This window comes from Streptomyces phaeoluteigriseus (assembly GCF_001896135.2).
Taxonomy (GTDB): Bacteria; Actinomycetota; Actinomycetes; order Streptomycetales; family Streptomycetaceae; genus Streptomyces; species Streptomyces phaeoluteigriseus.
The window spans coordinates 371,951-389,753 of record NZ_MPOH02000015.1; the positions used below are offsets into that span (position 1 = coordinate 371,951).

12 protein-coding genes and 4 pseudogenes are annotated in these 17,803 nt (G+C 70.8%); 2 read left to right on the forward strand and 14 right to left on the reverse strand.

What is annotated here, in order from left to right:
- Nucleotides 1–39: 39 nt before the first annotated feature.
- The 3 genes from BM536_RS19535 to BM536_RS19545 form a co-directional block, all read right to left on the reverse strand.
- On the reverse strand, nt 40–699 hold the full coding sequence (locus tag BM536_RS19535) for a vitamin K epoxide reductase family protein (protein WP_073497281.1): 660 nt from the start codon (nt 697–699) through the stop codon (nt 40–42).
- Between the two features lie 220 nt (nt 700–919).
- Nucleotides 920–2,182, reverse strand: coding sequence for a histidine--tRNA ligase (gene hisS / locus BM536_RS19540; RefSeq protein ID WP_073497283.1), 1,263 nt, complete (start codon nt 2,180–2,182; stop codon nt 920–922).
- A gap of 10 nt (nt 2,183–2,192) precedes the next feature.
- Nucleotides 2,193–2,900 carry an MBL fold metallo-hydrolase gene (locus tag BM536_RS19545; protein ID WP_073497285.1) on the reverse strand — a complete coding sequence of 236 codons (708 nt, stop codon included), beginning with the start codon at nt 2,898–2,900 and terminating at the stop codon, nt 2,193–2,195.
- Between the two features lie 179 nt (nt 2,901–3,079).
- Between BM536_RS19545 and BM536_RS19550 the strand changes: the two genes are divergently transcribed.
- Nucleotides 3,080–3,895: a peptidylprolyl isomerase gene (locus BM536_RS19550; RefSeq protein WP_073497287.1), complete on the forward strand. Its 816-nt coding sequence runs from the start codon at nt 3,080–3,082 to the stop codon at nt 3,893–3,895.
- Nucleotides 3,896–4,038: 143 nt separating this feature from the next.
- Entirely contained in the window at nt 4,039–5,268 is a 1,230-nt protein-coding gene (locus tag BM536_RS19555) for a DUF349 domain-containing protein (RefSeq protein WP_073497288.1), read from the forward strand.
- 97 nt (nt 5,269–5,365) lie between these two features.
- On the opposite strand, the gene BM536_RS19560 is transcribed toward BM536_RS19555, so the two are convergent.
- The 11 genes and pseudogenes from BM536_RS19560 to ruvC form a co-directional block, all read right to left on the reverse strand.
- Nucleotides 5,366–6,505: a caspase, EACC1-associated type gene (locus tag BM536_RS19560; RefSeq protein WP_094103271.1), complete on the reverse strand. Its 1,140-nt coding sequence runs from the start codon at nt 6,503–6,505 to the stop codon at nt 5,366–5,368.
- A gap of 134 nt (nt 6,506–6,639) precedes the next feature.
- Nucleotides 6,640–7,068 (reverse strand): effector-associated constant component EACC1, encoded by a 429-nt coding sequence (locus tag BM536_RS19565; RefSeq protein ID WP_094103272.1) that lies wholly within the window; start codon nt 7,066–7,068, stop codon nt 6,640–6,642.
- Nucleotides 7,061–8,416 carry a serine/threonine-protein kinase gene (locus BM536_RS19570; RefSeq protein WP_073493621.1) on the reverse strand — a complete coding sequence of 452 codons (1,356 nt, stop codon included), beginning with the start codon at nt 8,414–8,416 and terminating at the stop codon, nt 7,061–7,063. Before BM536_RS19570 ends, BM536_RS19565 begins: the two co-directional genes overlap by 8 nt.
- An 89-nt stretch (nt 8,417–8,505) precedes the next feature.
- Nucleotides 8,506–11,052 (reverse strand): RelA/SpoT family protein, encoded by a 2,547-nt coding sequence (locus tag BM536_RS19575; RefSeq protein WP_094103273.1) that lies wholly within the window; start codon nt 11,050–11,052, stop codon nt 8,506–8,508.
- Between the two features lie 205 nt (nt 11,053–11,257).
- The gene (locus tag BM536_RS19580; RefSeq protein WP_073493626.1) at nt 11,258–11,806 is read right to left on the reverse strand and encodes an adenine phosphoribosyltransferase; all 549 of its coding nucleotides are present in this window, start codon (nt 11,804–11,806) and stop codon (nt 11,258–11,260) included.
- Nucleotides 11,803–12,918: a protein translocase subunit SecF gene (secF, locus tag BM536_RS19585; RefSeq protein ID WP_073493628.1), complete on the reverse strand. Its 1,116-nt coding sequence runs from the start codon at nt 12,916–12,918 to the stop codon at nt 11,803–11,805. The genes BM536_RS19580 and secF overlap by 4 nt, the downstream gene beginning before the upstream one ends.
- A gap of 3 nt (nt 12,919–12,921) precedes the next feature.
- A pseudogene (secD, locus tag BM536_RS19590) lies at nt 12,922–14,678 on the reverse strand (protein translocase subunit SecD).
- Between the two features lie 136 nt (nt 14,679–14,814).
- Nucleotides 14,815–15,321, reverse strand: coding sequence for a preprotein translocase subunit YajC (gene yajC, locus BM536_RS19595; protein WP_073493629.1), 507 nt, complete (start codon nt 15,319–15,321; stop codon nt 14,815–14,817).
- A 187-nt stretch (nt 15,322–15,508) separates the two neighbouring features.
- A pseudogene (gene ruvB, locus BM536_RS19600) lies at nt 15,509–16,602 on the reverse strand (Holliday junction branch migration DNA helicase RuvB).
- Between the two features lie 26 nt (nt 16,603–16,628).
- Nucleotides 16,629–17,233, reverse strand: a pseudogene (gene ruvA, locus BM536_RS19605) (Holliday junction branch migration protein RuvA).
- A pseudogene (gene ruvC / locus BM536_RS19610) lies at nt 17,230–17,759 on the reverse strand (crossover junction endodeoxyribonuclease RuvC). Before ruvC ends, ruvA begins: the two co-directional pseudogenes overlap by 4 nt.
- Nucleotides 17,760–17,803: the final 44 nt, after the last annotated feature.

Sequence of the window (17,803 nt, forward strand, 5' to 3'; positions counted from 1 at the left end):
CAATCCCCACGGCCGCCGGGAGGCCCGGCCCGGAAGGGGTCAGCTGGTCCAGAAGTCCCACCAGCGGGTCAGGACGAGCATGCCGATGATGCCGACGTGCAGCACGGGCAGGACCCAGGTGAACTCGCCGAAGAAGCTCTTGAGCCAGCGGGGGGCGGGCAGGAAGCCGTTGCGGATGTTGAACGAGGTCACGTACCAGAACATGAGGATCGTGGCGACCCAGGCCAGGGAGCACCACAGGCACAGGGCGTTGATCCGGTACAGGGACTGGAACATCAGCCAGGCGCAGAAGACCACTCCGAAGAGGGTGCCGGCGTTGAAGGTGAGCCAGTACCAGCGCGGGAAGCGGGCGCCGGCGAGCAGGCTGACGCCCACGCCGACGACGATGCCGTAGGTGACGAGACCGAGCATCGGGTTGGGGAAGCCGAAGACCGAGGCCTGGTCGCTCTCCATGACGCTGCCGCAGGAGACGACGGGGTTGAGGCTGCACCCGGGGGTGAAGGTCTTGCCCTCGACCTTGGCCTCGAGGAGCTTGAACTTGTCGATCGTGATGACCCACGCGGCGAGCAGTCCGGCCGCGCCGGTGATCATCAGCAACAGGGCCAGCGCCCGGCTGCCGCCGGCCGTCCTCGGCGCGGCCGATCCGGCGCGCTGCGGCTCGGGCTCCGCGGAGACGTCCTTGACTGTCGTCTTGCTCATCACGCCGATTCCGTCACTTGAGACCTGGACCTTCTTCGGGCAGGGCCATTGTGCCGCACACGCGCGTGTGCACACCGTTCACTCCACATAAGGATGAAGGTGAGACCTGGTGCGCGCGTTCGGTTCCGGACAGCCGCCGGACCCGGCACCGCGCGGGAGCCCGGACGCCGCAAGGGCGCCGCACATCCCTGGAGATGTACGGCGCCCCGCGCGCGTGTGCTCAGCCGAGCCGTGACTCCAGCTCCGCCACGATCTCGTTGACGCCGACCGCCGTCTGCTCACCGGACTGCATGTCCTTGAGCTGGACGACGCCCTCGGCGAGGTCGCGCTCGCCGGCGACGATCGTGTAGCGGGCGCCGCTGCGGTTGGCGCTCTTCATCGCGCCCTTGAGGCCCTTGCCGCCGTAGGAGAAGTCGGCGGCGACGCCGAGCTTGCGCAGTTCGGTGACCTTCGTGAAGAGGACGCGGCGGGCCTCCTCGCCGAGGGGTACGGCGTAGACGCTGGTGGAGGCGGGGAGCCGCAGTTCCACGCCCTCCGCCTCCAGCGCCAGGACGGTGCGGTCGACGCCGAGGGCCCAGCCGACGGACGGCAGCGCGGGGCCGCCGATCATCTCGGACAGGCCGTCGTAGCGTCCGCCGCCGCCCACCGCGGACTGCGAGCCGAGACCGTCGTGGACGAACTCGAAGGTGGTGCGGGTGTAGTAGTCCAGGCCGCGGACCAGCTTCGCGTCGTCCTCGAAGGCCACGCCCGCCGCCGTGATCAGCTCACGGACCTCCTCGTGGTACGCCTTGCAGGCGTCGCAGAGGTAGTCGCGCAGCAGCGGGGCGCCGGTCAACTGCTTCTGGACGTCCCCGCGCTTGTCGTCGAGGACCCTCAGCGGGTTGATCTCCGCGCGGCGGAGCGTCTCCTCGTCGAGGTCCAGGCCGCGCAGGAAGCTCTGCAGTGCCTCCCGGTACACCGGACGGCACTCCTTGTCGCCCAGGCTGTTGAGCAGGATGCGGAAGTTCCTGAGCCCCAGGGAGCGGTAGGCCTGGTCGGCGAGGATGATCAGCTCGGCGTCCAGCGCCGGGTCCTCGGCACCGATCGCCTCGGCGCCGACCTGGGAGAAGTGGCGGTAACGGCCCTTCTGCGGGCGCTCGTAGCGGTAGTACGAGCCGGAGTACCAGAGCTTGACCGGGAGGTTGCCCGTCTTGTGGAGGTTGGCCTCCAGGGCGGCGCGCAGCACGGACGCCGTGCCCTCGGGCCGCAGGGCCAGCCGGTCGCCGCCCTTGGTCTCGAAGGCGTACATCTCCTTGGTCACGATGTCGGTGGACTCGCCGACACCGCGCGCGAACAGCTCGACGTTCTCGAAGCCCGGCGTCTCGATGTAGCCGTAGCCGGAGTTGCGCAGCGGGGCGGCGATCGCCTCGCGGACGGCCAGGTAGACAGCACTGTCCGGCGGGATCAGGTCGTACGTGCCCTTGGGGGCCTGGAAGGTACTCACGGGGGTCTCGTCACATTCCTCGTCGGGGAGCCTCGGAGGCTCCCTGGCCGGCCGCCACCTGCCGCAGGTACGGGTTGGTGGCGCGTTCCTGGCCGATGGTCGTGTGCTCGTTGTGACCGGGCAGCACCACGGTGGAGTCGTCGAGCGGAAGGACCACGCGGGCCAACGACTCGAGCATGTCGTCCATGGAGCCACCGGGCATGTCGGTGCGTCCGATGGAGCCGGCGAACAGCAGGTCGCCCGAGAACAGGACGGACGGGACGTCCGCGATCTCGGGCATCCGGAAGGTCACCGACCCCCTGGTATGGCCCGGCGCGTGCGCGACGGAGAACTCCAGACCCGCCAGTTGCAGTTTCGCGCCGTCGGTCAGCTCACGGACGTCGTCCGGCTCCCCCACGGTCAGCTCGCCCAGCAGCGGCATGCCGATGGACCGGCCGAGCCCCTTCTCGGGGTCGCGCATCATGAACCGGTCCTCGGGGTGGATCCAGGCCGGGACGTCGTGCGCCCCGCAGACCGGGACGACCGAGGCCACGTGGTCGAGATGGCCGTGGGTGAGGACGACGGCGACGGGCTTGAGCCGATGCTTCCTGAGCGTCTCCTCGACTCCGGGGGCCGCCTGGTGGCCCGGGTCGATGATCACGCACTCCTCACCGGCGGCGGGGGCGACGAGATAACAGTTCGTCCCCCAGGCCCCGGCGGGGAACCCGGCAATGAGCACGATCGTCCTTCGTTTGTGTCGATACGGGTGGCTTGCGAGCGGCTGCGCCTGTGGTCAGAGCCTACCGGCGCTGCCGTTTCCTCAGCGAACCCATATACGGTACGGGGCACACGCAGGCGGTCGGCTCACTGGGCGCACGCGTACCGGTGGACATACGAGACGCATGAGGAGAGAACCCGGTGGTCACCCAGGAACAGCGCAAGCGTCAGCTCGCCCGGGAGAAGTTCTTGCGGCAGCAGCAGCGCCGTACGGCCTCGCGACGCAAGGCCCGCGCGCGCAACGCGGTGATCGCGTCGGTCCTCGGCGTGATCCTGGTGGGCAGTCTGGCGCTGTACACGACCGGCGTCCTCAAGGACGACGACAAGACGAACGCCGCCTCGGAGGCGACCCCGTCGCCCTCGCCGAGCGCCGTCAAGGACCCGTGCGAGAAGCCCGCCGAGGGCGCGGTCAAGACGCAGACGTGGAAGAAGGAGCCGGCGGTCACGATCGACAAGTCGGCGAAGTACACGATGAAGCTGGCCACGACCTGCGGTGACATAGACGTCGCGCTCAAGACGTCGGCGGCCCCGCACACCGTGAACTCGTTCAACTTCCTCGCCGGCAAAGGCTACTTCGACCACACCAAGTGCCACCGGCTCACCACCAACGGCATCTTCGTGCTCCAGTGCGGCGACCCGACGGGCAGCGGCAGCGGCGGCCCCGGCTACACCATTCCGGACGAGAACCTGAAGGACTCGAGCCTCAAGGCGAACGTCTATCCGGCCGGCACGGTCGCGATGGCCAACACCAGCCAGCCCAACAGCGGCGGCAGCCAGTTCTTCCTCGTCTACGAGGACAGCCAGCTCCCGCCGAGCTACACACCGTTCGGTACGGTTTCCGAGGCCGGCATGGCCGTTCTCAAGAAGATCGCGGGCGCGGGCGAGAACACGGGCGCCGGTGACGGTGCCCCGAACGCGACCGTGGTGATCGACAAGGCGACGGTCACCAAGTCCTGATGACAGGGCGGTCAACCGCCCAATTTCGGTCGTGCTGGATGCGGACAGGCGACCCGCCGGTCGCCTATGTTGGCCGTGACGAAACTGTGGACGATGCCCAGGGGCGCCGAAGCCCCTCGGAGGCATCATGTGGAGGAGGCGCTGTGAGCAGCGACCCGTGGGGCCGCGTCGACGAGACGGGGACCGTGTACGTGCGTACGGCCGACGGTGAGCAGGTCGTCGGTTCCTGGCAGGCCGGCTCCCCTGACGAGGCGCTGGCCTACTTCGAGCGCAAGTACGAGGGCCTGGTTGTCGAGATCGGCCTCCTCGAGAAGCGAGTGCGGACCACCGACCTGTCCGCGAAGGACGCCCAGGTCGCCATCGACCACATTCGCGCGCAGGTGGACGCGCATCACGCGGTCGGCGATCTGGACGCCCTGCGGACCCGGCTGGACAAGCTGGTGGCGACGGTCGAGGCGCGCCGCGAGGAGCGCAAGCAGCAGCGGGCCAAGCAGTCCGACGAGGCCCGCAAGGCCAAGGAGGACCTGGTCACGGAGGCGGAGCAGCTGGCTCAGTCCGACCAGTGGCGGGCGGCCGGTGAGCGGCTGCGGGCGCTGGTGGACATCTGGAAGGGTCTGCCGCGCCTGGACCGGAAGTCGGACGACGAGCTGTGGCACCGGTTCTCGCACGCCCGCTCGGCGTTTTCCAAGCGCCGCAAGGCCCACTTCGCACAGCTCGACGCGCAGCGCGAGGAGGCCCGCCGGGTCAAGGAGCGGCTGGTCGCCGAGGCCGAGGCGCTGTCCAGCTCGACGGACTGGGGCCCGACGGCCGCGCGCTACCGCGACCTGATGACCGAGTGGAAGTCGGCGGGCCGCGCCCAGCGCGAGCACGAGGATGACCTGTGGAACCGCTTCCGCGGTGCCCAGGACGTCTTCTTCGCCGCCCGCAGCTCGGTCTTCGCGGAGCGCGACGCCGAGCAGACGGAGAACCTGAAGCTGAAGGAGGAGCTGGCCGAGGAGGCCGAGAAGATCCTCCCGATCACGGATCTGAAGGCGGCGCGGGCCGCGTTCCGCTCGGTCAACGAGCGGTGGGAGGCCATCGGCCATGTGCCTCGCGACGCCCGGCCGAAGGTCGAGGGCCGGATGCACACGGTGGAGCGGGCGATCCAGGAGGCCGAGGAGGCCGAGTGGCGGCGGAGCAACCCGGAGGCACGCGCGCGTGCCGAGGGTCTGACCGGTCAGCTCCAGGCGGCTGTGGACAAGCTCCGCGCCCAGATCGAGCAGGCGCGCGCCCAGGGCAACGGTTCCAGGGCCGACAAGCTGGAGCGTGAGCTGGAGGGCCGTCAGGCGCTGCTGGACCAGGCACTCAAGGGTCTTCAGGAGTTCGGCGGCTGACACCGCCTGTCGGAAGCGGCCTCGCGGCCCGGCTGTGGGAGACCACGGCCGGGCGTTCGGCGTTCTCCGCCCGGAGCGTCGGGCGTCGCCCCGGGCCTCAGGCCGGGCCGCCCCGTTCCCCGATGTCCAGAGCGTGCTTGAGGACCTCGCAGGCCTGGAGGTGGTTGCCGGACTCCTGGAGCAGGTCGGCGAGGCGTCGGCAGACCAGGACGGCCTCCGGGCCGTACACCTTGTGGACCTGCTGGAAGGCGAGTTCGAGGACTTCGATGGCGTCCTTGACCTGGCCTGTCTCGGCGAGGAGTTCGGAGAGTTCGAGCTGGACGGTGAGCAGGTCGCCCTGGGCGCCGGCGGTCTGCTGTTCCTGGAGGGCGAGCCGCAGGACGGGCAGGGCGTCGCGGGTGTTGCCCTCGGCGCGCAGCAGCCGGGCCACGGCGAGGCCGGTGGAGACCATGGCGGCGCGGACGTCGGCGGCCAGCACCGGGCCCGCCGGGGTCGTGCGGCGGGCCGCGCGGGACTTGTTGCGGGCCAGCGGCAGCCGTCCGACGCCGTTCTCCTGGGAGTGCTGGGGCAGTGGCCGGTTCTTGGCGCGCAGGCGTTCCAGCAGGACGCGGTAGAGCGTGTCGAGGTCGATCAGCTCGGGGCCGTCCTCTACGCCGTGCCGCAGGACGGTGAGGAGTTCGCCGGTGAAGGCGGTGTAGCGCTCACCGTCGGGGGCCAGGGCGATCCGGTCACGGGGTGAGGCGGTCAGGACGTACGCCCCGTCCACGGCGGCCTCGGCGGCGAGGACGTCGCTGCCGGACAGGGCTCGGGCGGCGCGGCCGCTGAAGCAGCAGTCCAGGACGACGACCTTGCGGCGGGCGCGGGCGGAGCGCAGGGCGGTGCGCAGGTGCTGGTAGGCGACGGCGGTGTAGCCGAGGTGTTCGCGGGAGTCACCGAGGGCGAGGTAGAGGTCGGCGGAGTCGGCGTCGCGCATGCCGTGCCCGGCGAAGTACACCAGCAGCGTGTCGGTGGCCTCCTCGCTCGCCCGGTAGACGGGGTCGAGGATGGTCTGCGGGCTCAGCGGATCGGTGACGACGGTGCAGTGCTGAACGGGCAGCCCCCACACGGTGGCGTCGCACAGCTCGGCGGCGAGGTCGACGACGCCGGCCTCGACGGCGGGGAGCTGGGGCAGGTGGCGGTAGGAGGCGGTGCCGATGAGCACGGCCCGCGAGCGCGCCGGGTCAGGCAGTGCCGTCATCGCCTCCGGCTTCCCTCGGTGCGGGTGGTAGGCGATGGAGGAGGGCCGACTCGATCGCCTCGACCAGCAGGTCGAAGGGAGATCTCCTTCTCCCGCACCAAGCCCCTCAGGGCACTCGATGTCGATGTCCACGGCTACGCCTCCTCCTCTTCCTTCATGTCCTTGTTGTACGTCGTTGTCCTTGCGGTTGAACTCGACTGCGGCGTGCCGTCGAGGAGGGCCACGAAGCGTCGTACGGTCTCTTCGTCGCGGGCCGCCTGGGCGGTGAGCTGGACCTCCACGCCGCCGCGGCGCAGGGTGACGGCCGGGGCCCGGCGCAGGGAGGTCTGCCACTGGAGGACGGAGACCACGAGGGCGGCCGCGGACAGTCCGCCGGAGACGGCGAACTGGAGCATGTCGAAGCCGGGGCCCATGCCGCCCGCCGGGGGCGGCGGGGCCGCGGCGAGGCCGGCCCGCACGCCGACGCTCTCGTCCGCGCGCAGCCAGCGCAGCAGGGAGCGCAGGTCGTCCTCGGTGCCGGTGGCGTCCAGGGAGGCCGAGATCCCCAGGCCGGGGTCAGTCATCGTGTCCGTCCGTTCGTCGGGCCAGGCGTCTGTTGACGCGGGAGAAGAGTTCGATCGCGTCGCGCCCGGCGTCGAGCCTTGCCAGGCAGACCGCGTGCCAGTACTGGCTGGTGAGGGTCGTCGGATGGTCGGGGCCGAGCGTGGAGAGGCAGACCGGGACGACGACCGCCAGCATCTGCGCCGCCTCCTGGAGCCGGCCGCGCTGCACCAGGTTGACCGCCTCGCGCTGCCGGGACAGGGCGCTCTGCGGGGTCATGCTGCCGAGCACGATCCTGCGGGTGGTGTCGCTGAGGGTGACGGGCCGGAAGGGGTCCTGTGGTGCGTCCCGCGGCGACGGCAGGACGGCCGCCTCGTCCCACAGGTACTCGGGCGCCTCCTCGTCCGGGTCGGCGGTTTCGGGGAAACGCTGGACCGCCCGGGCGTCCCGTACGGCGTCCTCGCGTGCCCGGCCGGTAGCCAGGCCGGCCAGGGCCTCCGTGCCGCCGTAGGTCAGGGGCAGGAGGACGTCACGGACGGTCTCGGCGTCCTGGCGGCGGAGTACGGGGTCCTGCCGGCACAGGTCGTCGACCAGTCGGCACAGGTCCTCGGGGCAGTCCCAGCGGCTCCCGGTGAGCGGGGGGACGCCTTCGCCGAGGGCCCGTTCCATGATGGCGCCGAAGTCGACGGTGGGGCCGAAGGGCAGCTCGCCGGTGATCATGAGGTACATGCAGACGCCGAGGCCGTACCAGTCGGCGGCGCGCTCCGGCAGGACGCCTCGCATGGCCTCGGGCGCCATGAACTGCGGGGTGCCCACGAGGGCACCGGTGCGGGTGATGGCGGCCTCGCCGGCCAGCCGGGCCAGGCCGAAGTCCTGGAGGACGACACGTCCGCTGCGGGTGATGCCGACGTTGGTGGGCTTGACGTCGCGGTGCAGGACCCCGGCCGCGTGCGCGGCCTCCAGGGCCTCCGCCATGCCGAACGCCACCGTGCACACCACGGACGTGGGCAGTCGTCCCGCGGCCGACACCAGACCGGCCAGGGTCGTGCCGTCGAGCACCTGCATCACGAGGTAGGGGGTGCCGTCGTGCACCCCGCTGTCGTAGAGGGTGACGACGCCGGGGTGGTCGATGCGGGCGAGGGCGCGGGCCTCACGCCGGAAGCGGTCCCATGCCTCACTGTCCCCGGCCAGCCCCTCGACGGCGGTGAGCATCTTCACGGCGACGCGGCGGTCGAGCCGGGTGTCCTCCGCCTCGTGCACGACACCCATGCCGCCGCGGCCGAGGAAGCGGACGGGGCGGTAGCGCCCGGCGACCAGGACGGGCACCGCGGGCGGCGACGCCTCCACCGAGGCGTCCGGCCGGCCGTCCACCGACGGCGCCCCGCCCGCTAATCCGTCCCGTCCAGGACCGCCCATGCCACTCCCCCGTCCCCGTCGGCTCCTGCCGTCCGTCCCGTAGGTTACGGCCTTCGCGCCGACGTCACCCGGTAGACGTCGTAGACGCCCTCGACCCCGCGGACGGCCTTCAGGACGTGTCCCAGGTGCTTGGGGTCGCCCATCTCGAAGGTGAAGCGGGAGGTGGCGACGCGGTCGCGGGAGGTCTGGACGGCCGCCGAGAGAATGTTGACGTGTTGGTCGGACAGGACCCGCGTGACGTCCGAGAGGAGTCGCGAGCGGTCCAGCGCCTCGACCTGTATGGCCACCAGGAAGACCGAGGACTGGGTGGGCGCCCACTCGACCTCGAGGATGCGCTCGGGCTCACGGGACAGCGAGTCGACGTTGACGCAGTCGGTGCGGTGCACCGACACTCCGCTGCCGCGCGTGACGAAGCCCATGATCGGGTCGCCGGGGACGGGCGTACAACAGCGGGCCAGCTTCACCCACACGTCGTCGACGCCCTTGACCACGACACCCGGGTCGTTGCTGGTGCGGCGCTTGCGACCGCGGGAGGGGACCGTCTCGTCGATCTCCTCGCTCGCGGCCTCCTCGCCGCCGAGGGCCTGCACCAGCTTCTGCACGACGTTCTGCGCGGCGACATGTCCCTCGCCGATCGCGGCGTACAGCGAGGAGATGTCCGGGTAGCGCATCTCGTGCGCGAGCGTGACCAGCGAGTCGCCGGTGAGGATGCGCTGGATCGGCAGGTTCTGCTTGCGCATCGCGCGGGCGATGGCGTCCTTGCCCTGCTCGATCGCCTCGTCGCGGCGCTCCTTGGAGAACCACGCGCGGATCTTGTTGCGGGCGCGCGGTGACTTGACGAAGCCGAGCCAGTCGCGGGACGGGCCGGCGCCGGCCGCCTTGGAGGTGAAGACCTCCACCAGGTCGCCGTTGTCCAGGGTCGACTCCAGCGGTACGAGCCTGCCGTTGACCCGTGCTCCTATAGTCCGGTGGCCGACCTCCGTGTGGACCGCGTAGGCGAAGTCCACCGGCGTCGCCCCGGCCGGGAGCGCGATCACGTCGCCCTTCGGCGTGAAGACGAAGACCTCGTTGCGGGACAGGTCGAAGCGCAGGGACTCCAGGAACTCGCTCGGGTCCTCGGTCTCCTTCTGCCAGTCCAGGAGTTGCCGCAGCCACGCCATGTCGTTGAGGTGGTCGTCCTTGCCCTTGCCGGACGACTTGGGCGCGTCGCTGCGGACCTTGGAGGCACCGGCGACGGCCTCCTGCTTGTACTTCCAGTGCGCGGCGATGCCGTACTCGGCACGGCGGTGCATGTCGAAGGTGCGGATCTGGAGTTCGACCGGCTTGCCGTTGGGGCCGATGACCGTCGTGTGCAGCGACTGGTACATGTTGAACTTGGGCATCGCGATGTAGTCCTTGAACCGGCCGGGGACCGGGTTCCATCGCGCGTGCACGGTGCCGAGGGCCGCGTAGCAGTCGCGGACGGTGTCCACGAGCACGCGGATGCCCACCAGGTCGTAGATCTCCGCGAAGTCACGGCCGCGGACGATCATCTTCTGGTAGACGCTGTAGTAGTGCTTCGGGCGGCCGGTGACGGTCGCCTTGATGCGGGCCGCGCGCAGATCGGCCTGGACCTCGTCGGTCACTATGGCCAGGTACTCGTCACGCTTCGGTGCCCTTTCGGCCACCAGCCGGACGATCTCGTCGTACATCTTGGGGTAGAGGATCGCGAAGGCGAGGTCCTCCAGTTCCCACTTGATGGTGTTCATGCCCAGGCGATGGGCGAGCGGCGCGTAGATCTCGAGGGTCTCGCGCGCCTTCTTCTCCTGCTTCTCGCGCTTGAGATAGCGCATGGTGCGCATGTTGTGCAGGCGGTCGGCCAACTTGATGACCAGGACCCGCGGGTCCTTGGCCATGGCGACGACCATCTTGCGGACGGTCTCGGCCTGCGCGGCCTCGCCGAACTTGACCTTGTCGAGCTTGGTGACGCCGTCGACGAGGAGGGCGACCACGTCGCCGAAGTCGCGGCGCAGATCGTCCAGGCCGTACTCGGTGTCCTCGACGGTGTCGTGCAGCAGGCCCGCCATGAGGGTGGCCGGATCCATGCCCAGCTCGGCGAGGATCGTCGTCACCGCGAGCGGGTGCGTGATGTACGGGTCGCCGCTCTTGCGCTTCTGCCCGCGGTGCCAGCGCTCGGCGACCTGGTACGCCTTCTCGATCTGGCGCAGGGTCGCGGTCTCGATCTTCGGGTCGTTGCTGCGCACTATCCGCAGCAGCGGTTCCAGGACCGGGTTGTACGGGTTCACGCGCTGGACGCCGAGGCGGGCCAGGCGGGCGCGGACGCGGTTGGAGGAGCCGGAGCGGGCGGACGGCTGAGCGGCGGCCGGGCGGGCGGCAGGCGTGGCGGCCTGGCGGGCCCCGGACGCGGCGGCGGGGCTCTCGGGCGCGGACGGCTTGGGGCGGGGCTGCTCGGCCGGCTGCTCGACGGGGGCGGAGCGGTCGTGCTCGACCGGCCCGCGGGCGTCGTTCTGCGCTTGCGACGCGGGCGTGGCCGCGGGCTCCGAGGCGGACTCGGGCTTGGCGGCGGTCAGGTGCTGGGCCTCGTCTGGCAAGAGGGCTCCTCGTGCGCGATCCGGGTGCCCCGGTCAGGCTCCGGAGCACCCATCGTAGCGATCCCCGGCTCCGGCATCGCCTCCAGACCGGTGTGAGAGCGGTCTAGTCGTTCAACACGAGGGGCGGGCACCGGAATTCCTCCGGGCCCGCCCGCTTGCCGTACGACGGTTCTCGTGCGCGTGCCGGTCATGCGCCACGGCGTTGTCAGACCGTGAGCAGTGCCTCCAGCGGCGCTCCGGCCAGGGCCGCCTCCAGGCGGGGCCGGCCGTCGAGGAAGCCCAGCTCCATGAGGACGGCGACGCCCGCGACCTGGGCGCCCGCACGGTGGATGAGCTGGATCGACGCCTCGGCGGTGCCGCCGGTGGCGAGGACGTCGTCGACGATCAGCACGCGGTCGTCGGCGGTCAGGTCCTCGGCGTGGATCTCGATCTCGGCCGAGCCGTACTCCAGGTCGTAGGCCTGGGCGAGGGTGGCTCCGGGGAGCTTGCCCGCCTTGCGCACGGGGACGAAGCCGAGGCCGGCCCGGACGGCGACGGGGGCTCCGAGGATGAAGCCCCGCGCCTCCAGACCGACGACCTTGGTGGCGCCGGTGCGCTCGGCGATCTCCGCGAGCGCTTCGGTGAGCGCGCCGAACGCCGCCGGGTCCGCGAGCAGCGGCGTGATGTCCTTGAACATCACGCCCGGCTCCGGGTAGTCGGCCACGTCACGGATGCGGCTGAGCAGCAGCGTCGTGATGTCGGTGGTCTCGGTCATCGGCGCTTCCCCGAGGGACGGCCGCGACCACGGGTGCGGGCCGCGGGCTGGGTGCGCGGACCGACGACCGCCGTCTCGACGTCCTCCGGGTCCTCGTCAGGCCCCTCGTAGCCGTACGACGGCGTGGGGTCCTCGTCGGCGGGCGACTGGGCACGCTTGGCGAGGACGCGCTTCCTCAGGGCCTTGACCTGCGGCTCGAGTTCCTTGAGGTCGGCGACGAGCGGGGTGGCGATGAAGATCGAGGAGTAGGCACCGGCGGCCAGGCCGACGAACAGCGACAGTGAGATGTCGTTGAGCGTGCCCGCCCCGAGGAAGCCGCCGCCGATGAACAGCAGGCCCGCGACCGGGAGCAGCGCGACCACCGTGGTGTTGATGGAACGCACCAGGGTGCCGTTGATCGAGCGGTTGGCGATCTCGCTGTAGGTGAAGCGGGTCTGCTTCGTGAGGTCCTTCGTCTGTTCCTTGAGGGAGTCGAAGACGACGACCGTGTCGTACAGGGAGTATCCGAGAATGGTCAGCAGACCGATCACCGTGCCCGGCGTGACCTCGAAGCCGACGAGGGCGTAGATGCCGACGGTGATGGTGATGTCGTGGATCAGGGCGATGAGGGCCGCGATGGCCATCCGCCACTCGAAGGCGATCGCCAGATAGATCACGACCAGCACCATGAAGATCGCCAGGCCCTGCCAGGCCTTGTTGGCGATCTGGTCACCCCAGCTGGGACCGACCAGGTCGGCCGCGATCGACTCCGGGTTGACCTTGAAGTCCTTGGCCAGCTCGTCCTTGACCGTGTCGGACTGCTTGGTGTCCATGCCGGCGATCTGGATCCGCACCGAGCCGTCGCCGAGCTTCTGCACGACCGCTTCGTGGCCCGACGCCTCCTCGGCGGCGGTCTGCGCCTGCGAGATGGAGATGGAGCCGTTCTTCTCGGTGGTGAAGACGGCACCGCCCTGGAAGTCGATGCCCATGTTCAGGCCGCGCACCGCCAGGCCGACGATGGCCGTGATGGTGATCAGGATCGAGATGCCGTACCAGATCTTGCGGTGACCGATGAAGTCGTAGCTGATCTCACCACGGTGGAGTCGGGCGCCGAGGTTGCCGAGTTTCGACATCGCTCACGCCTCCTTCGTCTCGACGGGACCGGCGGCAGCACCGGAGGGACGGCGGGTGCGGCGCAGCGGCGCCTTGGCGCCGAGGCTCTTCGGGTCGAGGCCGGACCACTTGTGGCCGCTCGCGAAGAACTTGCGGCGTGCCATCAGCGTCATCAGCGGCTTGGTGAAGAAGAAGACCACGACCACGTCGAGGACGGTGGTCAGACCGAGCGTGAACGCGAAGCCCTGGACCTTGCCGACGGTGACCAGGAACAGCACCGCGGCGGCGAGGAACGACACGAAGTCGGAGACCAGGATGGTGCGCCGCGCGCGCGGCCAGGCCCGCTCGACCGCGGGGCGCAGGGAGCGGCCCTCGCGGATCTCGTCCCGGACCCGTTCGAAGTAGACGATGAACGAGTCCGCCGTGATGCCGATGGCGACGATGGCACCGCAGACGGCCGGCAGGTTGAGCGCGAAGTGGATGGTCGGGCCGAGCAGCGACATGATCACGTACGTCAGCGCGGCGGAGACCAGCAGCGAGGCGATCGCGATGAGCGACAGGCCGCGGTAGTAGGCCACGAGGTAGATGATCACGAGGGCGAGGCCGATGGCGCCCGCGAGGAGACCCGCGCGGAGCTGGTCACCGCCGAGCGCGGCGGTCACCGTCTGGACGCTCGACTCCTCGAAGCTGAGCGGGAGAGCACCGTACGACAGCATGTTCGCGAGGCCCTGGGCCTCCTCCTGCGTGAAGCTGCCGGAGATCTGGGCCTGGCCGCCGGCGATGGAGGAGCTGACGTACGGGCTGGAGACGACCTCGCCGTCGAGGACGATGCCGAACTGGTTCTGCGGCTGCTGGTTCTGGGCGAGCTGGCCCGTGATGTCCGCGAACTTCTTCGCGCCCTTGGAGTTGAAGTCCATGGTGACCTGCCAGCCGGCGGCGGTCTGCGTGTCGTAGACGGCCTGGGCCTTGTCGACCTCGGTGCCGTCGACGCGGCCGGGCCGAGCAGGTACTTGTACCAGGCGCCGTCGATCTGGCCGCAGGCCACGGTCGCGTCGGCGGGCTTGACGCCCTCGCCGAGCACGGCGCGCTGCTTCTCCTTGGTGCAGTCCAGGGCGGTGTACTTCGCCTGGAGCGCGGCCTCGTCGGCCGCCGGCGCGGACGCCGAGGGGCTGGCGGAGGCGGACGCGCTCGCGGAGGGTGAGGGCGTGGAGTCGGCCTTCAGCGCGTCGGTGACGGCACGACCCTGGGAGGTGGCGGAGGCCGACGGGGAGGCGGAGGAGGAGGCCGTACCACCCGCGGAGGCACTGGTGGAGGGGCTCGGAGAGGCGGCCGGGGAGCCACTGGCCGACGGGCTCGGCGAGGCGCTCGCGGCGGGGCCGCTGGGCTCGCTGGCCAGGACCGGGCGGAAGTACAGCTTGGCGGTGGTGCCGACCTGTTCCCGGGCTTCCTTGGAGTTGATGCCCTTGGGGATGTTCACGATGATGTTGCGGTCGCCCTGGGTCTGCACCTCCGCCTCGGAGACGCCAAGCCCGTTGACACGGCGGTTCATGATCTCGACCGCGGTGTCCATGTTGGCCTTGTTGATCGCGGACCCTTGGTCGGCCTTCGCCTGGAGCGTGATGCTCGTACCGCCGGCAAGGTCGATGCCGAGACGCGGAGTCGTGTGGCCGGAGAGGAACATGCCTCCGGTGAGCCCCACGATGGCGATCAGGATCAGGGCCAGCGAGCGCCACGGCTTGCTCTGGGCACTCGCGCTCCGGCCCTTTTTAGGTGCTGCCACCTTCTCGTACTCCCTCTCGGGCCGCCTCGCGCCGGGTCAGCGCGGCAACGGCCATGACATGGTGTCGGGATCCCCTAGGTGCGAGATTGCGCGCGCCCGGGGCACGCGGGACGGACCCGCGTGCCCCGGGTCGTGGCTACTTCTTCGCGTCGGAGTCGCCGCCGGTCTTCTTCGGCTCTTCGTCGGCCTCGGCCGTCTTCTCCTCGGCGGTCTTCTTCGGCTCCTCGTCGGCCTCGGCCGCGTCCTTCTTGCCGAGGTCGACGGGCTGGTCGCCGGAGGCGGCGTCGGCGGCCCCGTCGGTCTCGGTGAGGGAGGAGGCGTCGTCGGGGACGACGTCGGCGTCGGACTTCAGGTCGTGCTCGATGCCGTGGACGATGCGGTTGTACTCGTCGTCCGTCAGGACGGCACCGATCGAGTTCTTCGCGAAGAGCAGGTCCACACCCGGGCCGGCGTCGAGGAGGACCGTGTCCTCACTGACCTCCTTGACCGTCGCGTACATGCCCCCGATGGTGCGGACACCGCTTCCGGGCTGCATCTGGTTGCGCATGTCCACGGCCTGCTGCTGCTTCTTCTTCGCCGACCGGGTCATCAGGAACATGGCCCCGATGAGCACGATGAACGGGAGGATGGTCACGAGACTCACGGGTCGGTACTTCCTTCACGCGACCGCGATGGTGAGCGGCCTGATGGTTGGGGGTATGCGCGCTGCCTACAAGGGCAGCATCGGCGGAGTCTAAGCGAGTCCGCGTGCAGTGAACAACGCTCAGCATGGCACCAGGGTTCCTGGCACCGCCATGGCCTCGTCCGATCCCGGACGGATGCCGGCGTCGTCACGCCCCGAACAGGTCCTGTTGTCCGTTTCCCGCCGTGGCGGGGCGGGGCGGGGTCAGGCCGAGGTGGGTCCAGGCGGCGGGGGTCGCGACCCGGCCGCGGGGCGTGCGGGCGAGCAGGCCCTCGCGGACGAGGAAGGGTTCGGCGACCTCCTCCACGGTCTCGCGCTCCTCCCCCACCGCGACGGCGAGCGTGGACAGGCCGACCGGTCCGCCGCCGAACAGCTTCAGCAGGGCCTGGAGGACCGCGCGGTCGAGGCGGTCGAGGCCGCGGGCGTCGACCTCGTAGACCTTCAGCGCGGCCTCCGCGATCTCGCGGGTGATCACGCCGTCCGCCTTGACCTGCGCGTAGTCACGGACGCGGCGCAGCAGGCGGTTGGCGATGCGGGGCGTGCCCCGGGAACGGCCGGCGATCTCGGCGGCGCCGGCGGTGTCGATCTCGACGTCGAGGAGGTTGGCCGAGCGGTGGATCACCCGCTCCAGCTCGGCCGGCTCGTAGAACTCCATGTGCGCGGTGAAACCGAAGCGGTCGCGCAGCGGGGGCGGCAGCAGACCCGCGCGCGTGGTGGCGCCGACCAGGGTGAACGGGGGCAGTTCCAGGGGGATGGCGGTGGCGCCGGGGCCCTTGCCCACGATGACGTCGACGCGGAAGTCCTCCATCGCCATGTAGAGCATCTCCTCGGCGGGCCGGGACATGCGGTGGATCTCGTCGAGGAAGAGGACCTCGCCCTCCTGGAGGGAGGAGAGGATCGCGGCGAGGTCGCCCGCGTGCTGGATGGCGGGGCCGCTGGTGATGCGGATCGGGGCGCCCATCTCGGCGGCGATGATCATCGAAAGGGTGGTCTTGCCGAGGCCGGGTGCGCCGGAGAGCAGCACGTGGTCGGCGGTCGCACCTCGCGCGCGTGCGGCGCGCAGGACGAGGTCGAGCTGCTCGCGGACCTTCTCCTGGCCGATGAACTCGCCCAGGTCCTTGGGGCGCAGGGCGGCCTCGACCGCCTGGTCCTCGCCGTCGGCGACAGAGCCCACCAGCGCTCCGCGGCGGGACCGGCGAGCCCCTCGTCGGCGGTCGCGTCGGTCGGGTCGTCCCAGTTCATGTGGTGTGCCTCGGGGATGTAGGGGGTCAGCGGGCTCGGTTGAGGGTCTGCAGCGCCGCCTTCAGGAGCTGACCGACCTGGGGCGTGCCCCCGGCGCCTCGGCCTGCGGTGCCACGGCGGCGACGGCCTCCTCGGCCTCGCGGGTCGCGTAGCCGAGGCCGATCAGGGCGGCGTGCAGCTGGTCGCGCCAGCCCTGGGTGACGGGCGTGCCCACGGCGGGGGCGCCGACCGGCGCGCCGAGGCGGTCCTTCAGCTCCAGCAGGAGCTTCTGGGCGCCCTTCTTGCCGATGCCGGGGACGGCGACGAGGGCCTTCTCGTCACCGGTGGCGACGGCTCTGCGCAGCGTGTCCGGCGAGTGGACCGCCAGCATGGCCTGGGCGAGGCGGGGGCCGACCCCGCTCGCGGTCTGGAGCAGCTCGAAGACCTGGCGCTCGTCGTCGTCGGCGAAGCCGTACAGGGTGAGGGAGTCCTCGCGGACGACCAGGGAGGTGGCCAGTTTCGCCGGCCGCCCCACGCGCAGGCCGGAGAGCGTGTTCGGCGAGCACTGGACGGCGATGCCGATGCCGCCCACCTCGACCACCGCGGAGTCCGGGGCGAGGGCGGCGACCGGTCCGCTCACGAAGGCGATCATCCCGTACGGCCTTTCGATGTGTGCAGGGCGACGGCCTGCTGGAGTCGGTTCTGCGCGGGAGCGCGCCAGATGTGGCAGATGGCGAGGGCGAGGGCGTCGGCGGCGTCGGCGGGCCTGGGCGGCGCGCTCAGACGCAGCAGACGGGTCACCATGGCACCGACCTGGGCCTTGTCGGCGCGGCCGCTGCCGGTGACGGCCGCCTTGACCTCGCTGGGCGTGTGCAGGGCGACGGGGATGCCGCGGCGGGCGGCGCACAGCATGGCGACGGCGCTGGCCTGGGCGGTGCCCATGACCGTGCGCACGTTGTGCTGGCTGAACACCCGCTCGACGCCACGAATTCGGGCCGGTGCTCGTCCAGCCACTGCTCGATGCCCTGCTCCACGGCGACGAGGCGCTGCCCCAACTCGGCGTCCGCGGGCGTCCGGACGACACCGACGCCGAGCATCGTGAGCGGCCGGCCCGCGACGCCCTCGACGACGCCCACACCGCATCGCGTGAGGCCGGGGTCCACCCCGAGTACGCGCACGTGCCCTCCCCTCGTGATCTCGTCATCCGGTGATCTCTGACGGT